A 20334-nucleotide genomic window follows, 5' to 3' on the forward strand; every position below is an offset into this window, starting at 1 on the left:
CGGATCGCACCGTAACAGCTACCGTCGCCGGATTCCCCGGCCGCAGCGCCACGCCGGATTGCTACTGGTATGCGGTGGCGGTGATCGCGATCGGAGTTTCACCCGTAGAATGAAACGTGCCCCCAGCCCGCCCGAACAGGGAGCAAACGGTGACCAACGCCGAACTGCCGGTTGACGCTACTTCCGCCACCCCCGATCAGGACGAGAACGAGCCACGCGAAGAGTGTGGTGTGTTCGGAGTCTGGGCGCCGAGCGAGGACGTGGCGAAGCTCACGTACTACGGCTTGTACGCGCTGCAACACCGCGGGCAGGAGGCGGCGGGCATCGCGGTATCCGACGGTTCGCAGATCTTGGTCTTCAAGGATCTCGGCTTGGTCAGCCAGGTGTTCGACGAGCAGACGCTGGCCGCCATGCCTGGCCACATCGCCGTCGGGCACTGCCGCTACTCCACCACCGGCGGCGTGACCTGGGAAAATGCCCAGCCGATCTTCCGGACCACCTCGGTGGGTTCCGGACTTGCCTTGGGCCACAACGGCAATCTCGTCAACACCGCCGAATTGGCAGGCCGGGCAAGGGAACTCGGGCTCATCGGTGCGACGGTGGCCAACGGCCGCCCGCAGCCGATCGCCGCGACGTCGGACTCCGATGTGATCACCGCGCTGCTGGCGCACGCCTCCGCCGACTCCAGCATCGAGCAGGCGGCGATGGAGCTGCTTCCGACACTGAAGGGCGCGTTCTGCCTGACCTTCATGGACGAGCACACCCTCTACGCCGCGCGTGACCCGCACGGCGTCCGGCCGCTGTGCCTCGGCAGGCTGGACCGTGGCTGGGTCGTTGCCAGCGAAACCGCAGCACTCGACATCGTCGGCGCGGCGTTCGTCCGGGAGATCGAGCCCGGCGAACTGCTGGCGATCGACGCCGACGGCGTGCGCTCGATGCGCTTCGCCAATCCCGAACCCAAGGGCTGCGTCTTCGAGTTCGTCTACCTGGCCAGGCCGGACAGCACCATCTCGGGCCGCTCGGTGCACGCCACCCGCGTCGAGATCGGGCGCCTGCTCGCCAAGGAGCATCCGGTCGAGGCGGATCTGGTGATCCCCGTGCCCGAATCCGGCACCCCGGCCGCGGTCGGTTACGCCCAGGGTTCGGGCGTGCCCTACGGCCAAGGCCTGATGAAGAACGCCTACGTCGGGCGCACCTTCATCCAGCCGAGCCAGACCATCCGTCAGCTCGGCATCCGGCTCAAGCTCAACCCGCTGCGCGAGGTCATCCGCGGCAAGCGACTAATCGTGGTGGACGACTCGATCGTCCGCGGCAACACCCAGCGCGCACTCATCCGCATGCTGCGCGAAGCGGGCGCACTGGAGATCCACGTCCGGATCGCCTCGCCGCCGGTCAAGTGGCCGTGCTTCTACGGCATCGACTTCGCCTCGCCCGCCGAACTGATCGCCAACGGGTCCGGCGCCGAAGGCAGCTTCGACGAGATGGTGGAGGGCGTGCGCCGCTCCATCGGCGCGGACACCCTCGGCTACATCTCCACCGAGGGCATGATCGCCGCCACCGAGCAGCCCCGCTCGCGACTGTGCTGTGCCTGCTTCGACGGCAACTACCCGATCGCACTGCCCACCGAGGCGGCCATCGGCAAGAACGTGCTCGAAGGCATGCTCACCGGGCAGCCGGAGGCGCTGCTGCTCGGCGAGAACGCGAATGCGAGCGCGCTGAGTCGTCCGTAGCGCTCGGGCGACCCGGTTTTCGGGCTGTGCCATCGTGGTCCCTGTCTGTCCTCGGCGCCCTTAGCCGTGTCCATCGCTCGGCGGGGACGGCCGTCATCCCTTCTCGAGCCGCCATTGCCGGCGGACACCGAAGCGTGAGCGCCCCGGGTACCCGTGCGTCCATCCGTCATCAATCAGTCCGTCCGTTGCCGGTCTGTCCGCGCCGGATGACTCCTTCCTGCACCCCTCGCGCTGCCGCGTTGTCGGTATCTGCGACACCCGGCCGCCTATCTCGGGCAGGTCTCTTCCGCCTTGGTACGAGCCGCCATCCGCTGCGCCGAAACGCGCCCATTTCGTAGCGCGCACACGGCGCGTCGATTTCGCGCGTCGCGGTAAACGGCCTGTTTTGTCCGACTGCGTGCCATGGCGTCTTCGAGACGCCCACACCGGCGATCCAGTGCGTTCCTGGACATTCGTCCGGTGATCTGGCCCCCTCGGTGCACTATTTGCAACGCCTGCTATCGACCCGGTGATTTTTTCTGTGAAAACGCAACGTGCCGGAAATGGTTCGTGGGTACGGTGCCCGTCAGATCGGAAGTTCATTGCGTCCGCACCTGTCCTGCGATCCAGGACAGCGCGGTGCGGCGCTCGAGAAGTGGGGCCCTGATGTTGGTTTCTAGAACACCTGGGGGCCGGACCCGGACGCGAACTATCGCGGCCGTCGGCCTGGCGACGCTGGTTGCGTCGTCATTGGCAGGCTGCGGTTCCGGCCGGACCGGTGATGGTGGTGACGGTGGCGGCCTGCTGGCCGGCACCACGGACAAAATCTTCTCGCTCGACCCGGTAGCCGCCTACGACAACGGCTCGCTGGTCGCGGAGACGCAGTTCTACCAGTACGTACTGAACTTCGCCCCCGGCGACGCGACGCCGAAGCCGGACGCCGCGGAGAAGTGCGAGTTCACCACCCCGACGGTGTACAGCTGCACCATGAAGCCGGGCCTGAAGTTCGCCAACGGAAACCCGTTGACCGCCAAGAGCGTCAAGTTCTCCTTCGACCGCATGGTCAAGATCAATGACCCGAACGGGCCCGCCTCGCTGCTCGGCAACCTCGAGAAGACCGAGGCCCCCGACGACCGCACCGTGAACTTCACGCTGAAGGTCGCCAACGACCAGACCTTCCCGGCGATCCTGCCGACCCAGGCCGGGCCGATCGTCGACGAGAAGGTGTACTCGCCGGACAAGGTGATGGCCGACGAGGACGTGGTGAAGAACAAGGGCTACTCCGGCCCGTACACCATCACGAGCTACGACAAGAACAAGCTGGTCGAGTACACGGCGAACCCGGATTACAACGGGATCCTCGGCACCCCGAAGACCAAGACCGTCTCGACGAAGTACTACGCGACCACCGACAACATGAAGCTCGACCTGCAGAACGGGTCGCTCGACGTTGCCTACCGGTCGCTCACGCCGACCGACATCGAGTCGCTGCGCGGCGACAGCAAGGTCACCGTGCACGAGGGCCCCGGTGGCGAGCTGCGCTACATCGTGTTCAACATGAACACCATGCCCGGAGGCACCCCGGAGCAGAAGCTGGCGGTGCGCAAGGCGCTCGCCTCGACGGTCGACCGGGCCGCGCTGGCCAAGAACATCTACAAGAACACCTACACGCCGGCGTATTCGTCGGTGCCGCAGGGCGTTCCCGGCGCGACAGAGCCGTTCAAGGAGATCTACGGCGCCGATCCGAGCAAGGAGAAGGCCGCCAAGTTCCTCGCCGACGCGGGCGTCGCGACGCCGGTCGAACTGAACCTGCAGTACAACCCGGATCACTATGGTTCGAGCAGCTCCGAGGAGTACGCCTCGATCAAGTCGCAGCTGGAAGCCAGCGGGCTGTTCCGGGTGAACCTGCAGTCCACCGAATGGGTGAGCTACCAGCGGGAACGGGCGCGCGATTCCTACCCGCTCTACCACTTCGGCTGGTTCCCGGACTTTCCGGACCCGGACAACTACCTGACCCCGTTCTTCGGTCCGAACAACTTCCTGCAGTCGCACTTCGAGGATCCCGCCATCACCGCGCAGCTGATCGCCCAGATCACCGAGCGCGACAAGACCAAGCGGATGGAGATCCTCAAGAACGTGCAGTTCGATCTGGCGCAGAAGCACCTGCCGATCGTTCCGCTGTTGTCCGGCAAGCAGATCGCCGTCTCGGGTAAGAACGTGCAGGGAGTGGAGCAGACTCTCGACGCGTCGTTCAAGTTCCGTTACACGGTGCTGAGCAAGTGACATCCGGCGAAGCCGGGCCCGGGACGATAGCTGCTCCAGAAACGAAGCCAGCGCCGGCCCGGGCCCGGCGCTTCGGCGTGCCACGAGTACGGAAGGGCGGCGGCGATTCTCGCCAGCTCGCCCTGCTGCGCTACCTCGGCGTGCGACTGATGCTGATCCCGGTGACCGCGTGGATCCTGGTCACCGTCGTGTTCTTCCTGATGCGCGTGGCCGGTGATCCGATCAGTGCGGCCATGGGTGGGCGGATGACCCAGGAGCAGATCGAGGTCCGCAAGGAGGCGGCCGGGTTGAACCGGCCCATTCTGTCGCAGTACTGGGAGTACATCACCGGTCTGCTGAGCGGGGATTTCGGTAAGTCGCAGGACAATCGGCAGATCAGCGAAGTGGTGATGACCTATGGCGCCGCGTCGCTCGAGCTGATGTTCTGGGCGCTGATCGTGGCCTTCGCGGTCGGCATTCCGCTCGGTAGATACGCGGCGACCCGGCGTGATTCGCCGACCGACACCGGCCTGCGACTGTTCGCAATCCTGGCCTATGCGGCGCCGGTGTTCTTCGTCGGCTTGCTGCTCAAGCTGATCTTCGCGGTGAATCTGGGCTGGCTGCCGGTGGCAGGGCGGGCCAGCACCAACGTCGAGTTGCAGCTGCAGCACGTCTCGCCGAAGACCAACATCATGCTGATCGACGGAATCCTCTACGGCGACATGGGTTACCTGCTCGATGTGCTGAAACACGCTGTGCTGCCTGCGATCGCACTGGGGCTGCTCACCGCGGGCATCTTCCTGCGGCTGGTGCGGATCAACCTGATCCAGACCCTGCGGGCCGACTACGTGGACGCCGCGCGGGCGCGTGGTCTGTCGCAGCGGGTGGTCACCGGCCGACATGCCTTCCGCAACGCGATGATTCCGATCGTCACGGTGATGGGCATGCAGATCGCCATGATGCTCGGCGGTGCCGTGCTGACCGAGACCACCTTCGAGTGGAAGGGCCTCGGCTATCAGCTCGCGACGTATCTATCGGCGCGTGACTTCATCGCCGTGCAGGGCATCGTCGCGTTCATCGCGCTGGTCGTCGCGGTGATGAGCTTCCTGGTGGATGCCCTTGTGGCACTGATTGATCCGAGGGTGAGGTTCTGATGACCGCACCGGAACTGCTGAACGAACCGGTGATCGCGCCGCCGGTACCCGTCAAGGCGCGCCGGGGCATCCCCGGTCTGCGCTTGTTCTCGATGACCGCGGGCCTGCAGCGGGTGACGCTGATCTTCGGGCTATGTCTGGTCGGGTTCTTCGTGCTCGCGGCCGTCTTCGCACCGCTCATCGCGCCCTACGACTTCGCCCAGAGCGCCGCCGACGGTGTCGATTTCGCGCGTCAGCAAGCACCGTCGGCCGAGCACTGGTTCGGTACCTCGGTCCGCGGCGAGGACGTGTTCTCCCGGGTGATCTTCGGGGCAAGGACCGCGCTGTTCGTCATCGCGATCTCGCTGGTGCTCTCGCTGTTCGTCGGAGTGCCGCTCGGCTTGCTCTCCGGCTATGTCGGGCGCTGGCTGGACCGCGTGCTCGTGCTGTTCATGGACGCGATGTACGCGTTCCCGACGCTGCTGCTGGCGATCGTGGTGTCCATCGTGGTCTCGGGCGGCCGGTCCACCAGTTTCGGTGGCGTGCTGTCGGCCGCGGTGGCCATCACGGCCGTCTTTGTGCCGCAATACTTTCGGGTGGTGCGCAACGCGACCATCGCGGTGAAGAACGAACCGTACGTGGATGCCGCCCGGGTGACCGGCGCGTCCACCACGCGAATCCTGTTCCGGCACATCTTCGCCAACGTCACGCAGTCGCTGCCGGTGATCGTCACCCTCAACGGGTCCGAGGCCATCCTCACGCTGGCCGGGCTCGGCTTCCTCGGGTTCGGCATCGAGCCGACCCAGGCCGCCGAGTGGGGCTACGACCTGAACAAGGCGCTGTCCGACGTGTCGAACGGCATCTGGTGGACCGGTATCTTCCCCGGTTTCGCCATCGTGCTCGTGGTACTCGGAATGACCCTGGTCGGCGAGAGCCTCAACGAGGTGCTCAACCCGATCCTGCGTACCCGGCGCTCGGTCGCCTCGGCGCCGGGCGACGCCATCACGGTCGCGGGCATCGAAGTCGCCGACCCGGCCGAACTCGACCGTGCCGCCGACACCGAAACCGACGGCGAGAACGTCGATTTGGTCAAGGACGGCACTGCCGGGAAGGAGACACCATGACCACCCCAGCGGTGACGGCCGATCGCGGGCAGCCCGCGCTGTCCATCGAGTCGCTCTCGGTCACCTTCGCCACCGACGCCGGACCCGTCTACGCGGTCTCCGACGTCTCCTACGAGGTGTTCCCCGGCGAGGTGCTCGCCATCGTCGGGGAGTCCGGTTCGGGTAAGTCGGTCAGTTCGCGCACCGCGATGGGTCTGCTACCGCAGACCGCGCGGGTGCGCGGCCTGGTCACCCTCGGCACCGAGACCATCACCTCGATGAACGAGCGCCAGCTCACCGCGCTGCGCGGCGGCGCCATCTCGATGGTGTTCCAGGAGCCGGGCCTCGCGCTCGACCCGCTGTTCACCGTCGGCTTCCAGATCGGCGAGGCGCTGCGCGCGCACTCGCAGATGAGCAAGAAGGACGCGAAAGCCCGCGCCGTCGAGCTGCTCCGGATGGTCGGGCTACCCGACCCGGAGCATCGGGTGAACTTCTACCCGCACCAGCTCTCCGGCGGACAGAAACAGCGCGTGGTGATCGCCATCGCCATCGCCTGCGAGCCGAAGGTGATCATCGCCGACGAGCCGACCACGGCCCTCGACGTGACGGTGCAGGCGGAGATCCTCGAGCTGCTGCGCGACCTGCGCGACCGGATCGGCAGCGCCATCGTGCTGATCACCCACAACATGGGCGTGGTGGCCGACCTGGCCGACCGCGTCGTGGTGATGCGCAACGGCAGGGTGGTCGAGCAGGCTCCGGTGGACGAGCTGTTCGCGAGCCCGAAAAAGGACTACACCAGGGCGCTGCTCGCGGCCGTCCCGCACCTGGGCACCGAGCAGCTGGCGCACGGTCCGGCCGAAGAGGTGGCCGCGACCGCCGAGCCGGTGCTCGAGGTGTGCGATCTGGTGGTCGAGTTCCCCGGTTCGTTCGGGCGGCCGCCGTTCCGCGCGGTCGACGAGGTGAACCTGTGCATCGGGCCCGGCGAAACCCTCGGCCTGGTCGGCGAATCCGGCTCGGGCAAGTCGACCATCGGCCGCTGTGTCGCCGCGTTGCAGCGGCCGACCTCGGGCGTGGTGAAGGTGCGCGGGCAGGACATCGCGGGCCTGTCCGGGCGGAAGCTGCGGCCGATCCGACGGCGCTTCGGCTTCGTGTTCCAGGACCCGGCCAGCTCGCTGAATCCGCGGCTCACCGTCGGCGAGTGCGTCGCCGAGCCACTGCTCGTGCACAAGATGGGCAGCGCCGCGGAGATCAAGGCCCGGGTGCGCAAACTGCTCGACGACGTGCAACTGCCCGCGGGCACCGAGCGCCGGTACCCGCACGAGCTGTCCGGCGGTCAGCGCCAGCGCGCCAGCCTGGCCAGGGCACTGGTCCTGGATCCGGATCTGCTGGTCGCCGACGAGCCGACCAGCGCGCTCGACGTCTCCGTGCAGGCCGCGGTGCTGGAGCTGTTCGGCCAGCTGCAGCGCGAATGCGGGTGGGCCTGCCTGTTCATCAGCCACGATCTCGCGGTGGTCGATCAGCTGGCCGACCGGATCGTGGTGCTGCGCAACGGCGCGGTGGTGGAGCAGGGCGATCGCGATCGCATCCTGCGCGCTCCGACCGAGGAGTACACCCAGCGGCTGGTCGCCGCCGTGCCGGTGCCGGACCCGGTGGAGCAGCGCAGACGCCGAGCGGAGAGCGCGGCCTTGTTCGCGACAGAGATCGAATGATGCGACAAGTGATCTCGTAGGCGCAGGGGGAGCTCGTCGGGTACGCCCGGGACCCGACGAGCAACTCCCGCTGTCAAGTCCCGCGACGCTTTCCACCGGCAAAATACGCGTCAGAGGCGGATCAGCGGCGGGACAGCTGCGAGGTCGTTATCCGGTTCCGGTAGCGTGAGCAGGCATCTATCCGCCGATTCGGTTTGGAGCTTTCCCCGAAAATGACTGAACAGACCCCCAGTGGTGGTGCCTCTTACGCCGCGGCAGGCGTGGATATCGAGGCAGGTGACCGCGCAGTCGAGTTGTTCGGGCCATTGGCGAAGAAGGCGAGCCGACCCGAGGTGCAGGGTGGTCTAGGCGGGTTCGCCGGGCTGTTCGCACTCAAGGGCGGCTACCGTGAACCGCTGCTCGCCGCGTCCACCGACGGGGTCGGCACCAAGATCGCGGTAGCGCAGGCGATGGACAAGCACGACACCGTCGGCCTCGACCTGGTCGCGATGGTCGTCGACGATCTCGTCGTGTGCGGTGCCGAGCCGCTGTTCCTGCAGGACTACATCGCCATCGGCAAGGTCGTGCCGGAGAAGGTCGCCGAACTGGTCTCCGGCATCGCCGAGGGCTGTGTACGGGCCGGCTGCGCGCTGCTCGGCGGCGAGACCGCCGAGCATCCCGGCCTGATGGACCCGGACGACTACGACCTGTCCGCGACCGGCGTCGGCGTGGTCGAGGCCGATGCGGTGCTCGGCCCGGACCGGGTGCGCCCCGGTGACGTGGTGATCGCGATGGGCTCCTCCGGTCTGCACTCCAACGGCTACAGCCTGGCCCGCAAGGTACTGCTCGACATCGACCGGATGTCGCTCACCGGGCACGTCGAGGAGTTCGGCCGCACGCTCGGCGAGGAACTGCTCGAGCCGACCCGGATCTACGCCAAGGACTGCCTCGCGCTGATCGCCGAGACCGACGTGCGCACCTTCGCCCACGTGACCGGCGGTGGCCTGGCCGCCAACCTGGGCCGGGTGCTGCCCGCGGGCATGGTCGCCGAGCTGGACCGCGGCACCTGGAACCCCGCACCCGTGTTCAAGATGATCGCCCAGCGCGGACGAGTCGAGCGGGTCGAGATGGAGAAGACCTTCAACATGGGTGTCGGCATGGTCGCCGTCGTCGCCCCGGAGGACGTCGACCGCGCCCTGGCCGTGCTCACCGCCCGGCACATCGAGTGCTGGACCCTGGGTACCGTCAAGAAGGCCAAGGATTCCGACGCCCTGCGCGCCGTCCTGGTCGGCGAACACCCGCGCTTCTGAACCCTCACGCAAACACAAACCAGCGTCCCGCATCGCTCAGATGCGGGACGCTGGTGTGTTGTAAGCCTTTTCGGCGGTATCCGTCAACGCGCGGCAACGCCTGAAGGGGGAGGAACGCTGTCCTCCCCCTTCAGACGTTGCTCCGAGTCAGCGGCGCCAGTCGTCGTAGTCGTCCTCTTCCCACTTGGATGAGGACTTGTCCGCGTCGTGCTCATCGGACAGCACACCACTCCGTTGGGAGTTGGGGCTTCCCGAAAGCTCGCGCTGAAGGCTCGCGAAGTCGCTCGGCGGGCTGCTGTACTTCAGCTCGCGTGCGACCTTGGTCTGCTTTGCCTTAGCCCGGCCACGGCCCATGGCTGACCCCCTCGCGTCACTGCGGGGCGGCCTGGGGTTTGGTTGGCGGCCCCGTTCGAATTAATACTCTTCCTGACAGACACTTTAGCGTGTGTCCGGCCGTCCCGCTTCCAGGAGTGGGTGAAGAACCTCCGAAGTGGTTCCGTTTGCCCGGTTGTCGCCCTCGGTCCGCCCGGCTAGAGCACCCCGGGGATCGCCCGGATCACGCCGACCCTGGCCCCGCCGCCGAGCACCGGAGGCGCCGCGAGCTCGGCGTGCGCGTCGGTCCAGTCGATCCCGATCCGGTGCAAAATGGCCAGCGTCAGGGGCATTCGAGCCCGGTCGCTACCGTCGTCGATCTTGTATGCGAACGCGGTGCCGTCGGGGAGCGCGCCCGCGTGCACACCGTCCGCGCCGATCTTGCAGACCAGTCCAGGGGTGGCCTGCATGGTCAATAAATCGGGGGCGTTGGTGCCGGAAATCACTCGCGGATGGGCGCGGATGGCGTCGGCGACGCGCCGCTCCGGCGCGTCGGGCGCGGCGGTCGCCATGGTCGCGAACACCCGGGCGAGGTTCACCAGCGACACCGGAATGATCGGCAGGCCACAGCCATCGATGCCGAGATCGGTCTCGGGTTCGCCGGTGAGATCGGCGACGGTGGCGAGCACCGCCTGCTGCAGCGGATGACCCTCGTCGAGGTAGCCCTCGGTCGGCCAGCCGTTGATCGCACAGGTCGCCAGCATCGCGGCGTGCTTGCCCGAACAGTTCATGTAGATGCGCCGAGATCCCTGCGAACCCGAAAGCACGGCCGCGCGCGCCTTGTCGTCGACCGGCAGATCCGGCGGGCACTCCAGCGACTTCTCGTCGAAGCCGAAGCGGTCGAGCAGCCTGCGCACCAGCGCGACATGATCGGGTTCGCCGTAGTGCGACGCGGTCGCGATGGCGAGCTCGGCGTCGTCGACCGGCTCGAACCCGTGGCGCAGCAGGGTGATCGCCTGCATGGGCTTGTTGGTGGAGCGCGGGAAGATCGGCAGGTGTACCTCGCCGAGGGTGAGCGTCGGCTCGCCGTCGGGATCGAGGATGACCGCCGAGCCGCGGTGTACGCACTCGCGGAATCCGGAGCGGACTACTTCGACCAGTTCCACACTCACAGTTGTGCTCCCGTGTCGAGTTCGGCGCCACGTCGGGTGGCCGGATCAGCTGGTTCGCCCGCACGCTGCCGGGCCGCGCGGTCGGCGTTGGCCTGCCTGCGGGCGTGGCGCTCGATCTGCATGCGGATGTCGTCCGACAGGGTGGGCTCCGCGGCCGCCAGGAACGCGAGCCGGTCCGGGTCGGCGCCGGTGAAGACGTCGCGGACGGTGATGCCGTGGTCGGGTACGTGCACCACCGCCACCTGGTCGCCCGCGCCGATCGTGCCCTCGGTCAGCACCCGCAGGTACGCGCCGGTGTCGCTTTGCAGCGCGAATCGCTTGACCCACTTGGCTTCACCGGCCCAGTGCTGGAAGGTGGCGCACGGCACCCGCGGCGCGCTCACCTCGAGCAGCGTGTCGCCGATGGTCCACCGGGCGCCGACCACCGCGTCGCTGACCGGGAGTCCCTCGATGCGCAGGTTCTCGCCGAACCACCCTGCGGGCAAGTCCCGGTCCAGCTCCCCGGCCCAGCGCCGGGCGTCTTCGTCGGCGTAGGCGTAGACGGCCTGGTGCACACCGCCGTGATGCTCGACGTCGCAGACGTGATCGCCGTCGAGCCCGAGCGTGTGCACCGGCACCCGGCCCGGCCTCGGTCGTTTGTCGATGGCGGACTTGCCGACGCGGCCTGGCACGTCGAGGTCGGCGTGTACCACGCAGACGGCCAGCACCTGGCCGGTATCACCTGGTCGCACAGTCACTTCCTCTCGGCACCTGATCGGGGGTCGGCGATGCGCCGCAATGGCGGGATGTGGTCGCTGCGCTTGTGCTCAGCGGGCGACGGGGGCTTGTGCCCCTGCGGTATTCGATGGCCATGGCGCTCAGCGGCCGCGGAGCCGATCGACGGCGAGCCTGCCCGCCTGTGGTTCGTCGTCCCTCGGGACGGAGTCGGGATCGATGGCCGCGGCGGTCGTTCCGGTCGTCAGCGCGGTGTCCGCCGGGACGGTGCGTTTGATCAAGGCGAGCGCGATGGGGCCGAGCTCGTAGTGGTCGATGACGGTGCCGAGGCGACCGACGGTGCGGCCGCCCGCGGTGATGTCGTCGCCGATCGCGGGGCGCTCGTCGGCCGACCCGTCCAGGTGCAGCAGCACCAGGTGCCGGGGCGGCTTGCCGAGGTTGTGCACCCGCGCCACCGTCTCCTGGCCGCGGTAGCAGCCCTTGTCCAGGTGCACGGCGCCGTATTCGGCGACCCCACCGATCCAGCGGGCCTCGTGCGGGATGGTGCGCTCGTCGGTGTCCAGGCCGATTCGCGGTCGCACGGCGGCGACCCGGAGCGCCTCGAACGCCCACATGCCCGCCGGTTCGGCGCCGGCCTCGGTCAGCCGGGTCCACCACTCGGCGAGCCGGTCGCGGGGGATCAGCAGATCGTAGGAGTCGGCGGTCGGCCACGGCATGCGCCGCAGGAAACCGCCGCCGGGCAGCGGCACGGCCCCGTAGGCGCCGGGCAGGGTCGCGACGCCGACGGCCGCGATCACCTCGGCGGTCTTCGGCCCGAGCAGGCTCAGCACGGTGTACTCGGACTCCGCGGGCTTGGCGTCGGCCCAGAAGACCATCTTCCGCAGGAACTCCAGCAGTGCGGGGCCGCGGTCGCCCTCGGTGTCGATCCAGACCGTGTCGGCCAGCTCGGTGAGCACGAAATGGTTCAGCACCCGGCCGTTGAGATCGAGGTCGAGGTTCTCCGCCGACTGTCCGTCGCTCATCGCGGCGATGTGCTGGCTGCTGATGGTGTGCAGCCAGGTCAGCCGCTCGGCGCCGGTGATGGTCAGGACGAAACGGTGCGAGCGATCGACGATCGCCGCGCGCTGGACGGCGGCGCGTTGTTCACCGAGCGGATCACCGTAGTGCCACGCGACGGCGGCATCCGGCGAACCCGGCGCTCCCGCGACGGCTCCCGAAACAGCGAGGATGGGGCTGGGCGCAACGACCACGGACACGTTTCCACTGTAGGCGGGGCCGGAGTCGGGTGCCGGAACCGGGGCTGCGGGGAGGGCGTGCGAGGCCGCGCGGAGACGCTCGTGACGGCGAGCGCGCGGCGTCCGGGTGAACCTCGGGCGGCAGCTTGTAAAAGATGTCGCGAAGTCTGCCGTGACATAGGCGAGACATAGCAACACCGCCTACTCTCGACGCATGGTAGATCGGGTTCTTGTCTCACTCGACGGCGCTGTCCGGGATCCGGACGCGCCGTTGTTGTATGCGGACGATATCGGCGTATTGCGGGGCGACGGTATTTTCGAAACAGTTCTGGTGCGCGCGGGCAACGCGTGTGCGATCGAGTTTCATCTAGGCAGGCTGCGCCGGTCGGCGCAGGCGCTGGATCTACCCGAGCCCGAACTGGGTCGGTGGCGGGAGGCGGTCGAGCGGGCCGCGAAGGAGTGGGGTGCGGACCGCGAAGGGGTGATGCGGCTGGTCCTCACGCGCGGGCGCGACTCCGAGCTATCGGGCGTGACCGAGAAGGTGACGACCGGCGATCTAGCGGCCGCCGTTCCGGTGCCCACCGCCTACGTGCTCGTGCTACCCGTGCCGGATCGCGTGCAGAAGGCGCGGACCGACGGTGTCGCGGTGGTGACGCTGTCCCGCGGCATCTCGATCGACCTGGCGCAGGCCGCGCCGTGGCAGCTGCTCGGCGCCAAGACGCTGTCCTACGCGTCCAATATGGCGGCGCTGCGGTTCGCGGCCAGGATGGGTGCCGACGACGTGATCTTCACCAGTACCGAGAACCGGGTGCTGGAGGGGCCACGCTCGTCCGTCGTGATCGCGCGGGACAAGCAGCTGATCACCCCGCCCGCGAAGAACGGTGTGCTGCCGGGCGTCACCCAGCGCGCGCTGTTCGCCGAGGCGGAGAAGGCGGGGTGGGAATGTATCTACAAGTCGCTGTTCACCGCCGATCTGCTCACCTGCGACAGCGTGTGGATGCTGTCGAGCATCTCGCTGGCCGCGCGGGTGAACTCGCTGGACGGCTTGCGGATGTCGGCGCCGGACAACGCGCAGGAGATCATCGACCTGGTCGACCGTGGCATCGAACGGGCCGGGGCCATCGGCGACTGGTGAAGCGGCGCGGCGACCGGTGACTGCCCGCACCGGCCGCCGACGGGCGACAGTCGACGTGATGTGCGTCCTACTCGCACGGCCGCAGGGCGGTACGAGCCTGTAGAAGCGCTGTTGAAGGCCGAAAGTCCCCGTGTGTCGTGTCCTACGACTCACTTCTTCCGACCCTCCTCCGACGTAGTATTACTACGTCATGTCGTAGACGACGAGGAGGTCGTGGCACCGTGAGCGAGCGAACCGATGACGGAGCCGCCCCGGCGGTCATGACGCAGCCGAGCGCAGGCGAGGCGCGGTGATGAACGCGCTGGACATCTCGCGGTGGCAGTTCGGGATCACCACGGTCTACCACTTTCTGTTGGTGCCGCTGACCATTGGACTCGCACCCCTGGTCGCCGCCATGCAGACCGCCTGGGTGATCACCGGTAAGGAGCACTGGCTTCGGCTGACCAAGTTCTTCGGCAAACTGTTCCTGATCAACTTCGCCCTCGGTGTCGCCACCGGCATCGTGCAGGAGTTCCAGTTCGGGATGAACTGGAGCGAGTACTCCCGCTTCGTCGGTGACGTGTTCGGCGCGCCGCTCGCGCTGGAGGGCCTGGTCGCCTTCTTCATGGAGTCGACCTTCCTCGGGCTGTGGATCTTCGGCTGGTCCCGATTGCCGAAACTCGCACACCTGGCGGCGATTTGGATGGTCGCCATCGGGGTGAACGCGTCGGCGTACTTCATCGTCGCCGCGAACTCGTTCATGCAGCATCCGGTCGGCGCGCGGTTCAATCCGGAGACGGGCCGGGCCGAGCTGGAGAGCATCGTCGCGGTGCTCACGAACAACACACTGCTGGCCGCCTTTCCGCACGTCGTCGCCGGATCTTTCGTCACGGCAGGCACTTTCGTGGCGGGCATCGCGGGCTGGTGGATGGTGCGCAAGGCGCGCAGCGGGGACGCCGCCCAGTTGGCGGAGGCGCGCACCATGTGGCGGCCCGCAGCGCTGGTGGGCACCTGGGTGATGCTGGTGTCGCTGGTGGCGTTGTTCTTCACCGGGGACACCCAGGGCAAGCTGATGTTCGAGCAGCAGCCGATGAAGATGGCCTCGGCGGAGTCGTTGTGCCACACCGAGACCGATCCCGACTTCTCCATCCTCACCGTCGGCACGCACAACAACTGCGACAGCGTCATCCACGTGCTCGAGGTGCCGGTCGTGCTGCCGTTCCTGGCCAAGGGCGAGTTCAGCGGCGTCACGCTGCCCGGCGTGGTCGACCTGCAGAAGGAATACAACGAGAAGTACGGCGTCGGCGACTACCGGCCGAACCTGTTCGTCACCTACTGGTCGTTCCGCGCGATGATCGGCCTGGCGGCGGGCTCGGCGTTGCTGGCACTGGCCGGGCTGTGGCTCACCCGCCGCGGCCGGGTGCCGAACCAGCGCTGGTTCTCCTGGCTCAGCCTGCTGATGATTCCGACACCGTTCCTCGCCAACAGTGCGGGCTGGGTGTTCACCGAAATGGGCCGCCAGCCTTGGGTTGTCGTGCCGAATCCGACGGGCGACCCGAACCTGCGGCTGATGGTGCAGCAGGGCGTGTCGAACCACTCGGCCGGGGTGGTGCTGTTCTCGCTGATCGTCTTCACGCTGCTGTACGGCGCGCTGGCGGCGGTCTGGTTCTACCTGATGCGGCGCTACGTGGTGCACGGGCCCGATCCGGCCCCGGTGGTCACCGGCGACGACAAGCCCGACGATACCGGCGGACCGGGTAGGCCCGGGACCGAAGAGCCTGCCGTCGAACAACTTTCGTTCGCCTACTAGGAGCCGACGATGAGTCTGCAAGAGTTCTGGTTCGTGCTGATCGGAGTGCTGTTCACCGGGTACTTCGTGCTGGAGGGCTTCGACTTCGGGGTCGGCATGCTGATGCCGATCCTCGGCCGCGGCTCCGACACGCGAAGGCGGGTGGTGCTCAACACGATCGGGCCGGTGTGGGACGGCAACGAGGTCTGGGTGATCACCGCGGGCGGCGCCATGTTCGCGGCCTTCCCGGAGTGGTACGCCAGCATGTTCTCCGGCTTCTACCTGGCGCTGTTGTTGCTGCTGGTCGCGCTGATCCTGCGCATCTGCGCCATCGAATACCGCGGCAAGATCAACGATCCGCGCTGGCGGGCGCGCTGCGATCTCGGGATCGGCATCGGTTCCTGGATTCCGGCGCTCGCGTGGGGCTGGGTGTTCGCCAATATCGTGCGCGGGGTACCGCTGAACGAGAAGAAGCAGTTCGCCGGCTCGGTGTGGGATCTGCTCGGCCCCTACGCTTTACTGGGCGGGCTGACCACCGGACTGCTGTTCGCACTGCACGGCGCGGTGTTCCTCGGGCTGAAGACCGGCGGCGAGGTGCGCGACGACGCGCAGCGCACCACGCGGCTGCTGCTGGCGCCGACCGCCGTGATCGTCGGCGCGTTCGGGCTCTGGACTCAGCTGGCCTACGGCACCGGATGGACCTGGATCCCATTGGGGCTCGCGGTACTCGGGCTGGTCGCCGCCTGCGCCGCGGTGCTCGCCGATCGCGACGGGTGGGCCTTCACCGGCACCACCGTCACGGTGGCGGCGGCGACCACGCTGCTGTTCGGGTCGTTGTTCCCGAATGTGTTGCCCTCCACCATCGATGCGGCGTTCGACCTGACCATCCACAACGCGTCGTCCACCCCGTACACGCTGAAGGTGATGAGCTGGGCTGCGGTGATCGTCACTCCGGTCGTGCTGCTCTACCAAGGCTGGACCTACTGGGTGTTCCGTAAGCGGATCACGGTCGACCAGATCCCGGCCCCGGTCGGGCTCCCGCTGAAGGACTGAGCCATGGCGCGCCCGCCCGTCGACCCGCGCCTGTGGCGGTATGCCCGCTCGGCTCGCCGCTACCTGGTGCTGAGTGTCGCACTGTCCGTGGTGATCACCGGATCGATCGTGGTCGCGGCGGTCATGCTGGGCCGGGTGCTGTCCGGGGTCGTCACCGATCCCCGGCAGCGCACACTCGGCGCGTGGACGACCGAGCTGCTGGTACTCACCCTCGCCATCGCCTGCCGGGTGCTGGCCACCTGGCTGCAATCGCGGCTGGCGCACCGGGCGGGCGCGGGCGTGGTGGCCGAGCTGGAAGCCGCGGTGCTCACCGCCGGAGCCCGGTTGCCACCGCGGGAACTGGAGACCCGCAGAACCGAACTCGCGGTGGTGGTGGGCACCGGACTGTCCGGGTTGCGCGGCTATCTCATCGGTTACGTTCCCGCCCTGCTGCTCGCGGTGCTGGTGCCGCCGATCGTGTTGGCCGTCATCGCGATCCACGATCCGCTCTCCGGCCTCATCGTGGTGATCACGCTGCCACTGATTCCGGTCTTCATGATCCTGATCGGGCTGCTGACACAGGGGCGCGCGGAGGCGACCCTCGCCGCGACCACCCGGCTGTCGGATCAACTGCTCGACCTGTTCGCGGGGATGCCGACGCTGCGGGCGCTCGGTCGGGAGCGGGGCACAATGGTTGCCGCGGAACGGGACCCGGAGCACGCCGCGGTCGATGCGCCGGCGGTCCGCGCGGGCACGATGGCCGATCGGGTGCGCGCGCTCGGCGACGCCTTGCGGCAGCGGACGATGCGCGCGCTGCGGATCGCGTTCCTGTCCTCGATGGTGCTCGAGCTGCTCGCGACGTTGAGCGTCGCGCTGATCGCGGTGTCCATCGGACTGCGGCTGGTGTTCGGTGAGATGAGCCTGTACGCGGGCCTGGTAGCCCTGGTGCTGGCCCCGGAGGTGTATCTGCCACTCCGGATGGTCGGCGAGCGGTTTCATGCCGCACAAGACGGAATGGCGGCCGCGGACAAGGCCTTCGCGGTGCTCGAGTCGGTGCCTGGGGCAGCGGAATCCGGTGGACCGGACAGTGGCAGCGTGGCGGGCGGCGTAGCGCCGTCGCGGGTTGCCGGAGTTGTCGAACTGCGCGAGCTGTCCGTCCGGGCGCGCGGCGGTTTCGCACCCGACGGGCTGTCCGCGCTGGCGCGGCCCGGTGCTGTCACGGTCCTGGCTGGGCCCAACGGCAGCGGGAAATCGACAGCGGTGCAGGCGATCCTGGGCTTGATCGAGCCGGACCATGGCGCGGTGACCGTCGACGGCATCGATGTGCGTGAGCTGGATCAGGACGCATGGTGGGCCCGCGTCGCGTGGCTGCCGCAGCGCCCCGTCCTGGTGCCGGGCACGCTGCGCGAAAATCTCGAACTGTTCGGCGCGCGGGCCGAGCCGTCGAGCGCGCACGGACCGGCCCGCGTCGTCGACGACCTCGAAGCCGCTTGTGTGGCTACCGGATTCGACACGGTGCTGAATGAACTGCCCGCTCGGTGGGGCACCGTGGTCGGTCCGGGCGGCGTCGGGCTGTCCCTCGGCCAGCGCCAGCGACTGGCGTTGACCAGGGTGCTCGCCGCGGACCGGCCGATCCTGTTGCTGGACGAGCCGACGGCCCACCTCGACGCCGACAGCGAGACCGCCGTCCTCGCGGCGTTGAAGCAGCGCGCTCGCGACGGCGCGACGGTCATCGTGATCGGCCATCGCCCAACGGTTCTCGCAGCGGCCGACCAGGTGATTCGAGTACGCGCATCGATCGATGAGCGGGCAGAGGTGGGGGTCCGATGACTGCGGTAACCGACGGCGCCGCCGTGAAAGCGCCAACCGAGCCGCCGGTGGGCGCGGCGACGGGAAGCGTGACGCTGCTCGGCGATCTGCGCCGCATGTGGGCACTGCTCGAACTGTCCCGCTGGCGGGTCGTGGTGGCCGTCGCCTGGGGCGTGCTCGCGCTCGGCAGCGGGCTCGGACTGGCGGCACTGGCCGCGTGGCTGATCGCCCGCGCGTGGCAGATGCCGCCGGTGCTGGATCTGAGCATCGCCGTGGTGACCGTGCGGGCGCTCGGCATCTCGCGCGGACTGTGCCGGTACCTGGAAAGGCTCGCCACCCACGACGTGGCGCTGCGCGCGATGGCGACGGCACGGACCTCGGTCTATCGAACGCTGGCCGGATCGGATTTCTGGCTGCGCAGGCCGTCGAGCGGTCGACGATCCGCTGTCGCGGGCGCGGACAGGTCGGGTGGGCAGCTGCGCCGGGGCGACCTGCTTGTCCGAATCGGTAGCGACATAGACGATCTCGGCGCTGTCGTGGTGCGGGTATTCGTCCCCGTCGCGGTCGCGATCGTGCTTTCGGCGGTCGCGATCGGCCTGCTCGCCACGATTTCGGTGGCCGCGGCGGCGATTCTGGCTGGGGCACTGGCCCTTTCGGGGGTCCTCGCCCCGTGGCTGTCGGCAAAGGCCGCGCGGGACGCCGAACGGGCTGTGCGCGCGGACCGTGCCGAGTTCACCGCGCAGGCACTGACGGTGCTGGACCACGCGGCCGAACTGCGCGTCGCGGGTCGGCTGGACGCGGCACTCGGTGCCGCCACCAAGGCCTCGCGCCGGGCGGTGGCGGCGGAGGACGCGGCGGCCGCACGCAGCGCGTGGTCGGCGGCGGCCACCCCGCTCTCGATCGGCGTGAGCGTGCTCGGGGCCTTGCTGATCGGCATCGCCCTGTACGGTCCGTCGGGCGGCGCACCGGGTGCGATGACACCGATGGCGCTCACCGTGCTCGTCCTGCTCCCGCTGTCGGCCTTCGAGGCGGTCGGCCCGCTGCCCGCCGCCGCGCAGGCGTTGACGACCGCCCGCGCGGCGCTGCGCCGGCTGACCGAGCTCGATGGCGACGACCCCGGGCCTGCCGACCGCGCACTGGAAGGCATTTTGTCGCAGCAACTTTCGGAGCTGCCCGAGGGCCGCCGCATCGCGGTGGTCGGGCCGAGTGGTGCCGGAAAGACCACGCTGTTGATGGCCTGGGCCGGACTCTTCGACACGCCACGGCCCGGCGTGACCTTCTTCGCCGAAGACGCGCATCTGTTCGGCACGTCGGTCCTGGAGAACCTGCGCGTCGCTCGCGGCGACCTCACCGCGCGCGAAGCCGAGAAAGCCTTGGCCAGAGTGGGGCTCGGCGATTGGCTCGACTCGCTGCCCAAGGGTGTGCACACCGATCTGATCGGTGGCGCGGCCGCGGTCTCGGGCGGCCAGCGCCGCCGCATCCTGCTCGCCCGCGCACTCGTCTCGCCTGCCCGGGTCTTGCTGCTCGACGAACCGACCGAACACCTCGAGGCCGAGGCGGGTGCCGAGTTGCTGCGCGAATTGTTGGATGCCGACAGCGGTTTGGTGGAACCCCACCGAATTGTGGTGGTCGTCACACACCAGCTGCCGCCGCGGCACCGCGCCGACGTTGTTGTCCGAGTAGCGGCATCAGCGCAGGTGACGGCCGATTTCGTGGACCGTGTGCTGCCCACTTCCGCCCTCGGAGAAATTCCGTTGCCGACCCGCTGATCCGTGGCTAAATTCGTCAGTACACAGGAAGGAGGTGGTTCGAAGAATGGTTATTCAAAGGACGCGTGAGGTGGCTGCGCGCTAGCGCCACCGCTGCAGTGTTTTCGCCGCGCGAGCGCTAGCGAATTCCACGCAGTCACCCGGCCCCCGAGCCCCTGGTTGAGTCCGACCAGGACCCGAGCG

At 68.3% G+C, this 20334-nt stretch carries 15 protein-coding genes; 11 read left to right on the top strand and 4 right to left on the bottom strand.

Annotated elements, in window-relative coordinates; translation table 11 throughout:
• Positions 1–149 precede the first annotated feature (149 nt).
• The 6 genes from purF to purM all read left to right on the top strand — a co-directional run bounded on the left by purF (position 150) and on the right by purM (position 9205).
• The gene (gene purF, locus ACIHA7_RS28640; protein WP_397294036.1) at positions 150–1730 is read left to right on the top strand and encodes an amidophosphoribosyltransferase; all 1581 of its coding nucleotides are present in this window, start codon (positions 150–152) and stop codon (positions 1728–1730) included.
• A gap of 645 nt (positions 1731–2375) precedes the next feature.
• Entirely contained in the window at positions 2376–3992 is a 1617-nt protein-coding gene (locus ACIHA7_RS28645; RefSeq protein WP_397294037.1) for an ABC transporter substrate-binding protein, read from the top strand.
• A gap of 122 nt (positions 3993–4114) precedes the next feature.
• Positions 4115–5125 carry an ABC transporter permease gene (locus ACIHA7_RS28650; protein ID WP_397294545.1) on the top strand — a complete coding sequence of 337 codons (1011 nt, stop codon included), beginning with the start codon at positions 4115–4117 and terminating at the stop codon, positions 5123–5125.
• 92 nt (positions 5126–5217) lie between these two features.
• Complete coding sequence (locus tag ACIHA7_RS28655) at positions 5218–6228, top strand: ABC transporter permease (RefSeq protein ID WP_397294546.1); 1011 nt, start codon at positions 5218–5220, stop codon at positions 6226–6228.
• A gap of 11 nt (positions 6229–6239) precedes the next feature.
• A complete protein-coding gene (locus ACIHA7_RS28660) occupies positions 6240–7916 on the top strand; it encodes an ABC transporter ATP-binding protein (protein WP_397294547.1) in 1677 nt (558 codons plus the stop codon).
• A 212-nt stretch (positions 7917–8128) separates the two neighbouring features.
• Entirely contained in the window at positions 8129–9205 is a 1077-nt protein-coding gene (gene purM, locus ACIHA7_RS28665; RefSeq protein ID WP_040730775.1) for a phosphoribosylformylglycinamidine cyclo-ligase, read from the top strand.
• Positions 9206–9352: 147 nt separating this feature from the next.
• Here purM and ACIHA7_RS28670 read toward each other — a convergent pair whose 3' ends face one another.
• From ACIHA7_RS28670 to ACIHA7_RS28685, 4 genes are all read right to left on the bottom strand, one after another.
• Positions 9353–9559, bottom strand: coding sequence for a DUF3073 domain-containing protein (locus ACIHA7_RS28670; RefSeq protein ID WP_107653982.1), 207 nt, complete (start codon positions 9557–9559; stop codon positions 9353–9355).
• Between the two features lie 176 nt (positions 9560–9735).
• Positions 9736–10689 carry an asparaginase gene (locus ACIHA7_RS28675; RefSeq protein WP_397294038.1) on the bottom strand — a complete coding sequence of 318 codons (954 nt, stop codon included), beginning with the start codon at positions 10687–10689 and terminating at the stop codon, positions 9736–9738.
• Positions 10686–11426, bottom strand: a complete 741-nt coding sequence (locus ACIHA7_RS28680; RefSeq protein WP_397294039.1) for an MOSC domain-containing protein — start codon at positions 11424–11426, stop codon at positions 10686–10688. The genes ACIHA7_RS28675 and ACIHA7_RS28680 overlap by 4 nt, the downstream gene beginning before the upstream one ends.
• 120 nt (positions 11427–11546) lie before the next feature.
• Entirely contained in the window at positions 11547–12659 is a 1113-nt protein-coding gene (locus ACIHA7_RS28685) for a YgfZ/GcvT domain-containing protein (RefSeq protein ID WP_397294040.1), read from the bottom strand.
• A gap of 193 nt (positions 12660–12852) precedes the next feature.
• Between ACIHA7_RS28685 and ACIHA7_RS28690 the strand changes: the two genes are divergently transcribed.
• The 5 genes from ACIHA7_RS28690 (at position 12853) to ACIHA7_RS28710 (ending at position 20151) form a co-directional block, all read left to right on the top strand.
• Entirely contained in the window at positions 12853–13773 is a 921-nt protein-coding gene (locus ACIHA7_RS28690) for an aminodeoxychorismate lyase (protein ID WP_397294041.1), read from the top strand.
• A gap of 292 nt (positions 13774–14065) precedes the next feature.
• Entirely contained in the window at positions 14066–15562 is a 1497-nt protein-coding gene (locus ACIHA7_RS28695) for a cytochrome ubiquinol oxidase subunit I (protein ID WP_397294042.1), read from the top strand.
• A 9-nt stretch (positions 15563–15571) separates the two neighbouring features.
• Entirely contained in the window at positions 15572–16594 is a 1023-nt protein-coding gene (gene cydB / locus ACIHA7_RS28700) for a cytochrome d ubiquinol oxidase subunit II (RefSeq protein ID WP_397294043.1), read from the top strand.
• Between the two features lie 3 nt (positions 16595–16597).
• The gene (locus tag ACIHA7_RS28705) at positions 16598–18403 is read left to right on the top strand and encodes an ABC transporter ATP-binding protein/permease (RefSeq protein ID WP_397294044.1); all 1806 of its coding nucleotides are present in this window, start codon (positions 16598–16600) and stop codon (positions 18401–18403) included.
• Positions 18404–18498: 95 nt separating this feature from the next.
• Positions 18499–20151, top strand: a complete 1653-nt coding sequence (locus ACIHA7_RS28710) for an ATP-binding cassette domain-containing protein (protein WP_397294548.1) — start codon at positions 18499–18501, stop codon at positions 20149–20151.
• Positions 20152–20334: the final 183 nt, after the last annotated feature.

This window comes from Nocardia sp. NPDC052316, assembly GCF_044547795.1.
Taxonomy (GTDB): Bacteria; Actinomycetota; Actinomycetes; order Mycobacteriales; family Mycobacteriaceae; genus Nocardia.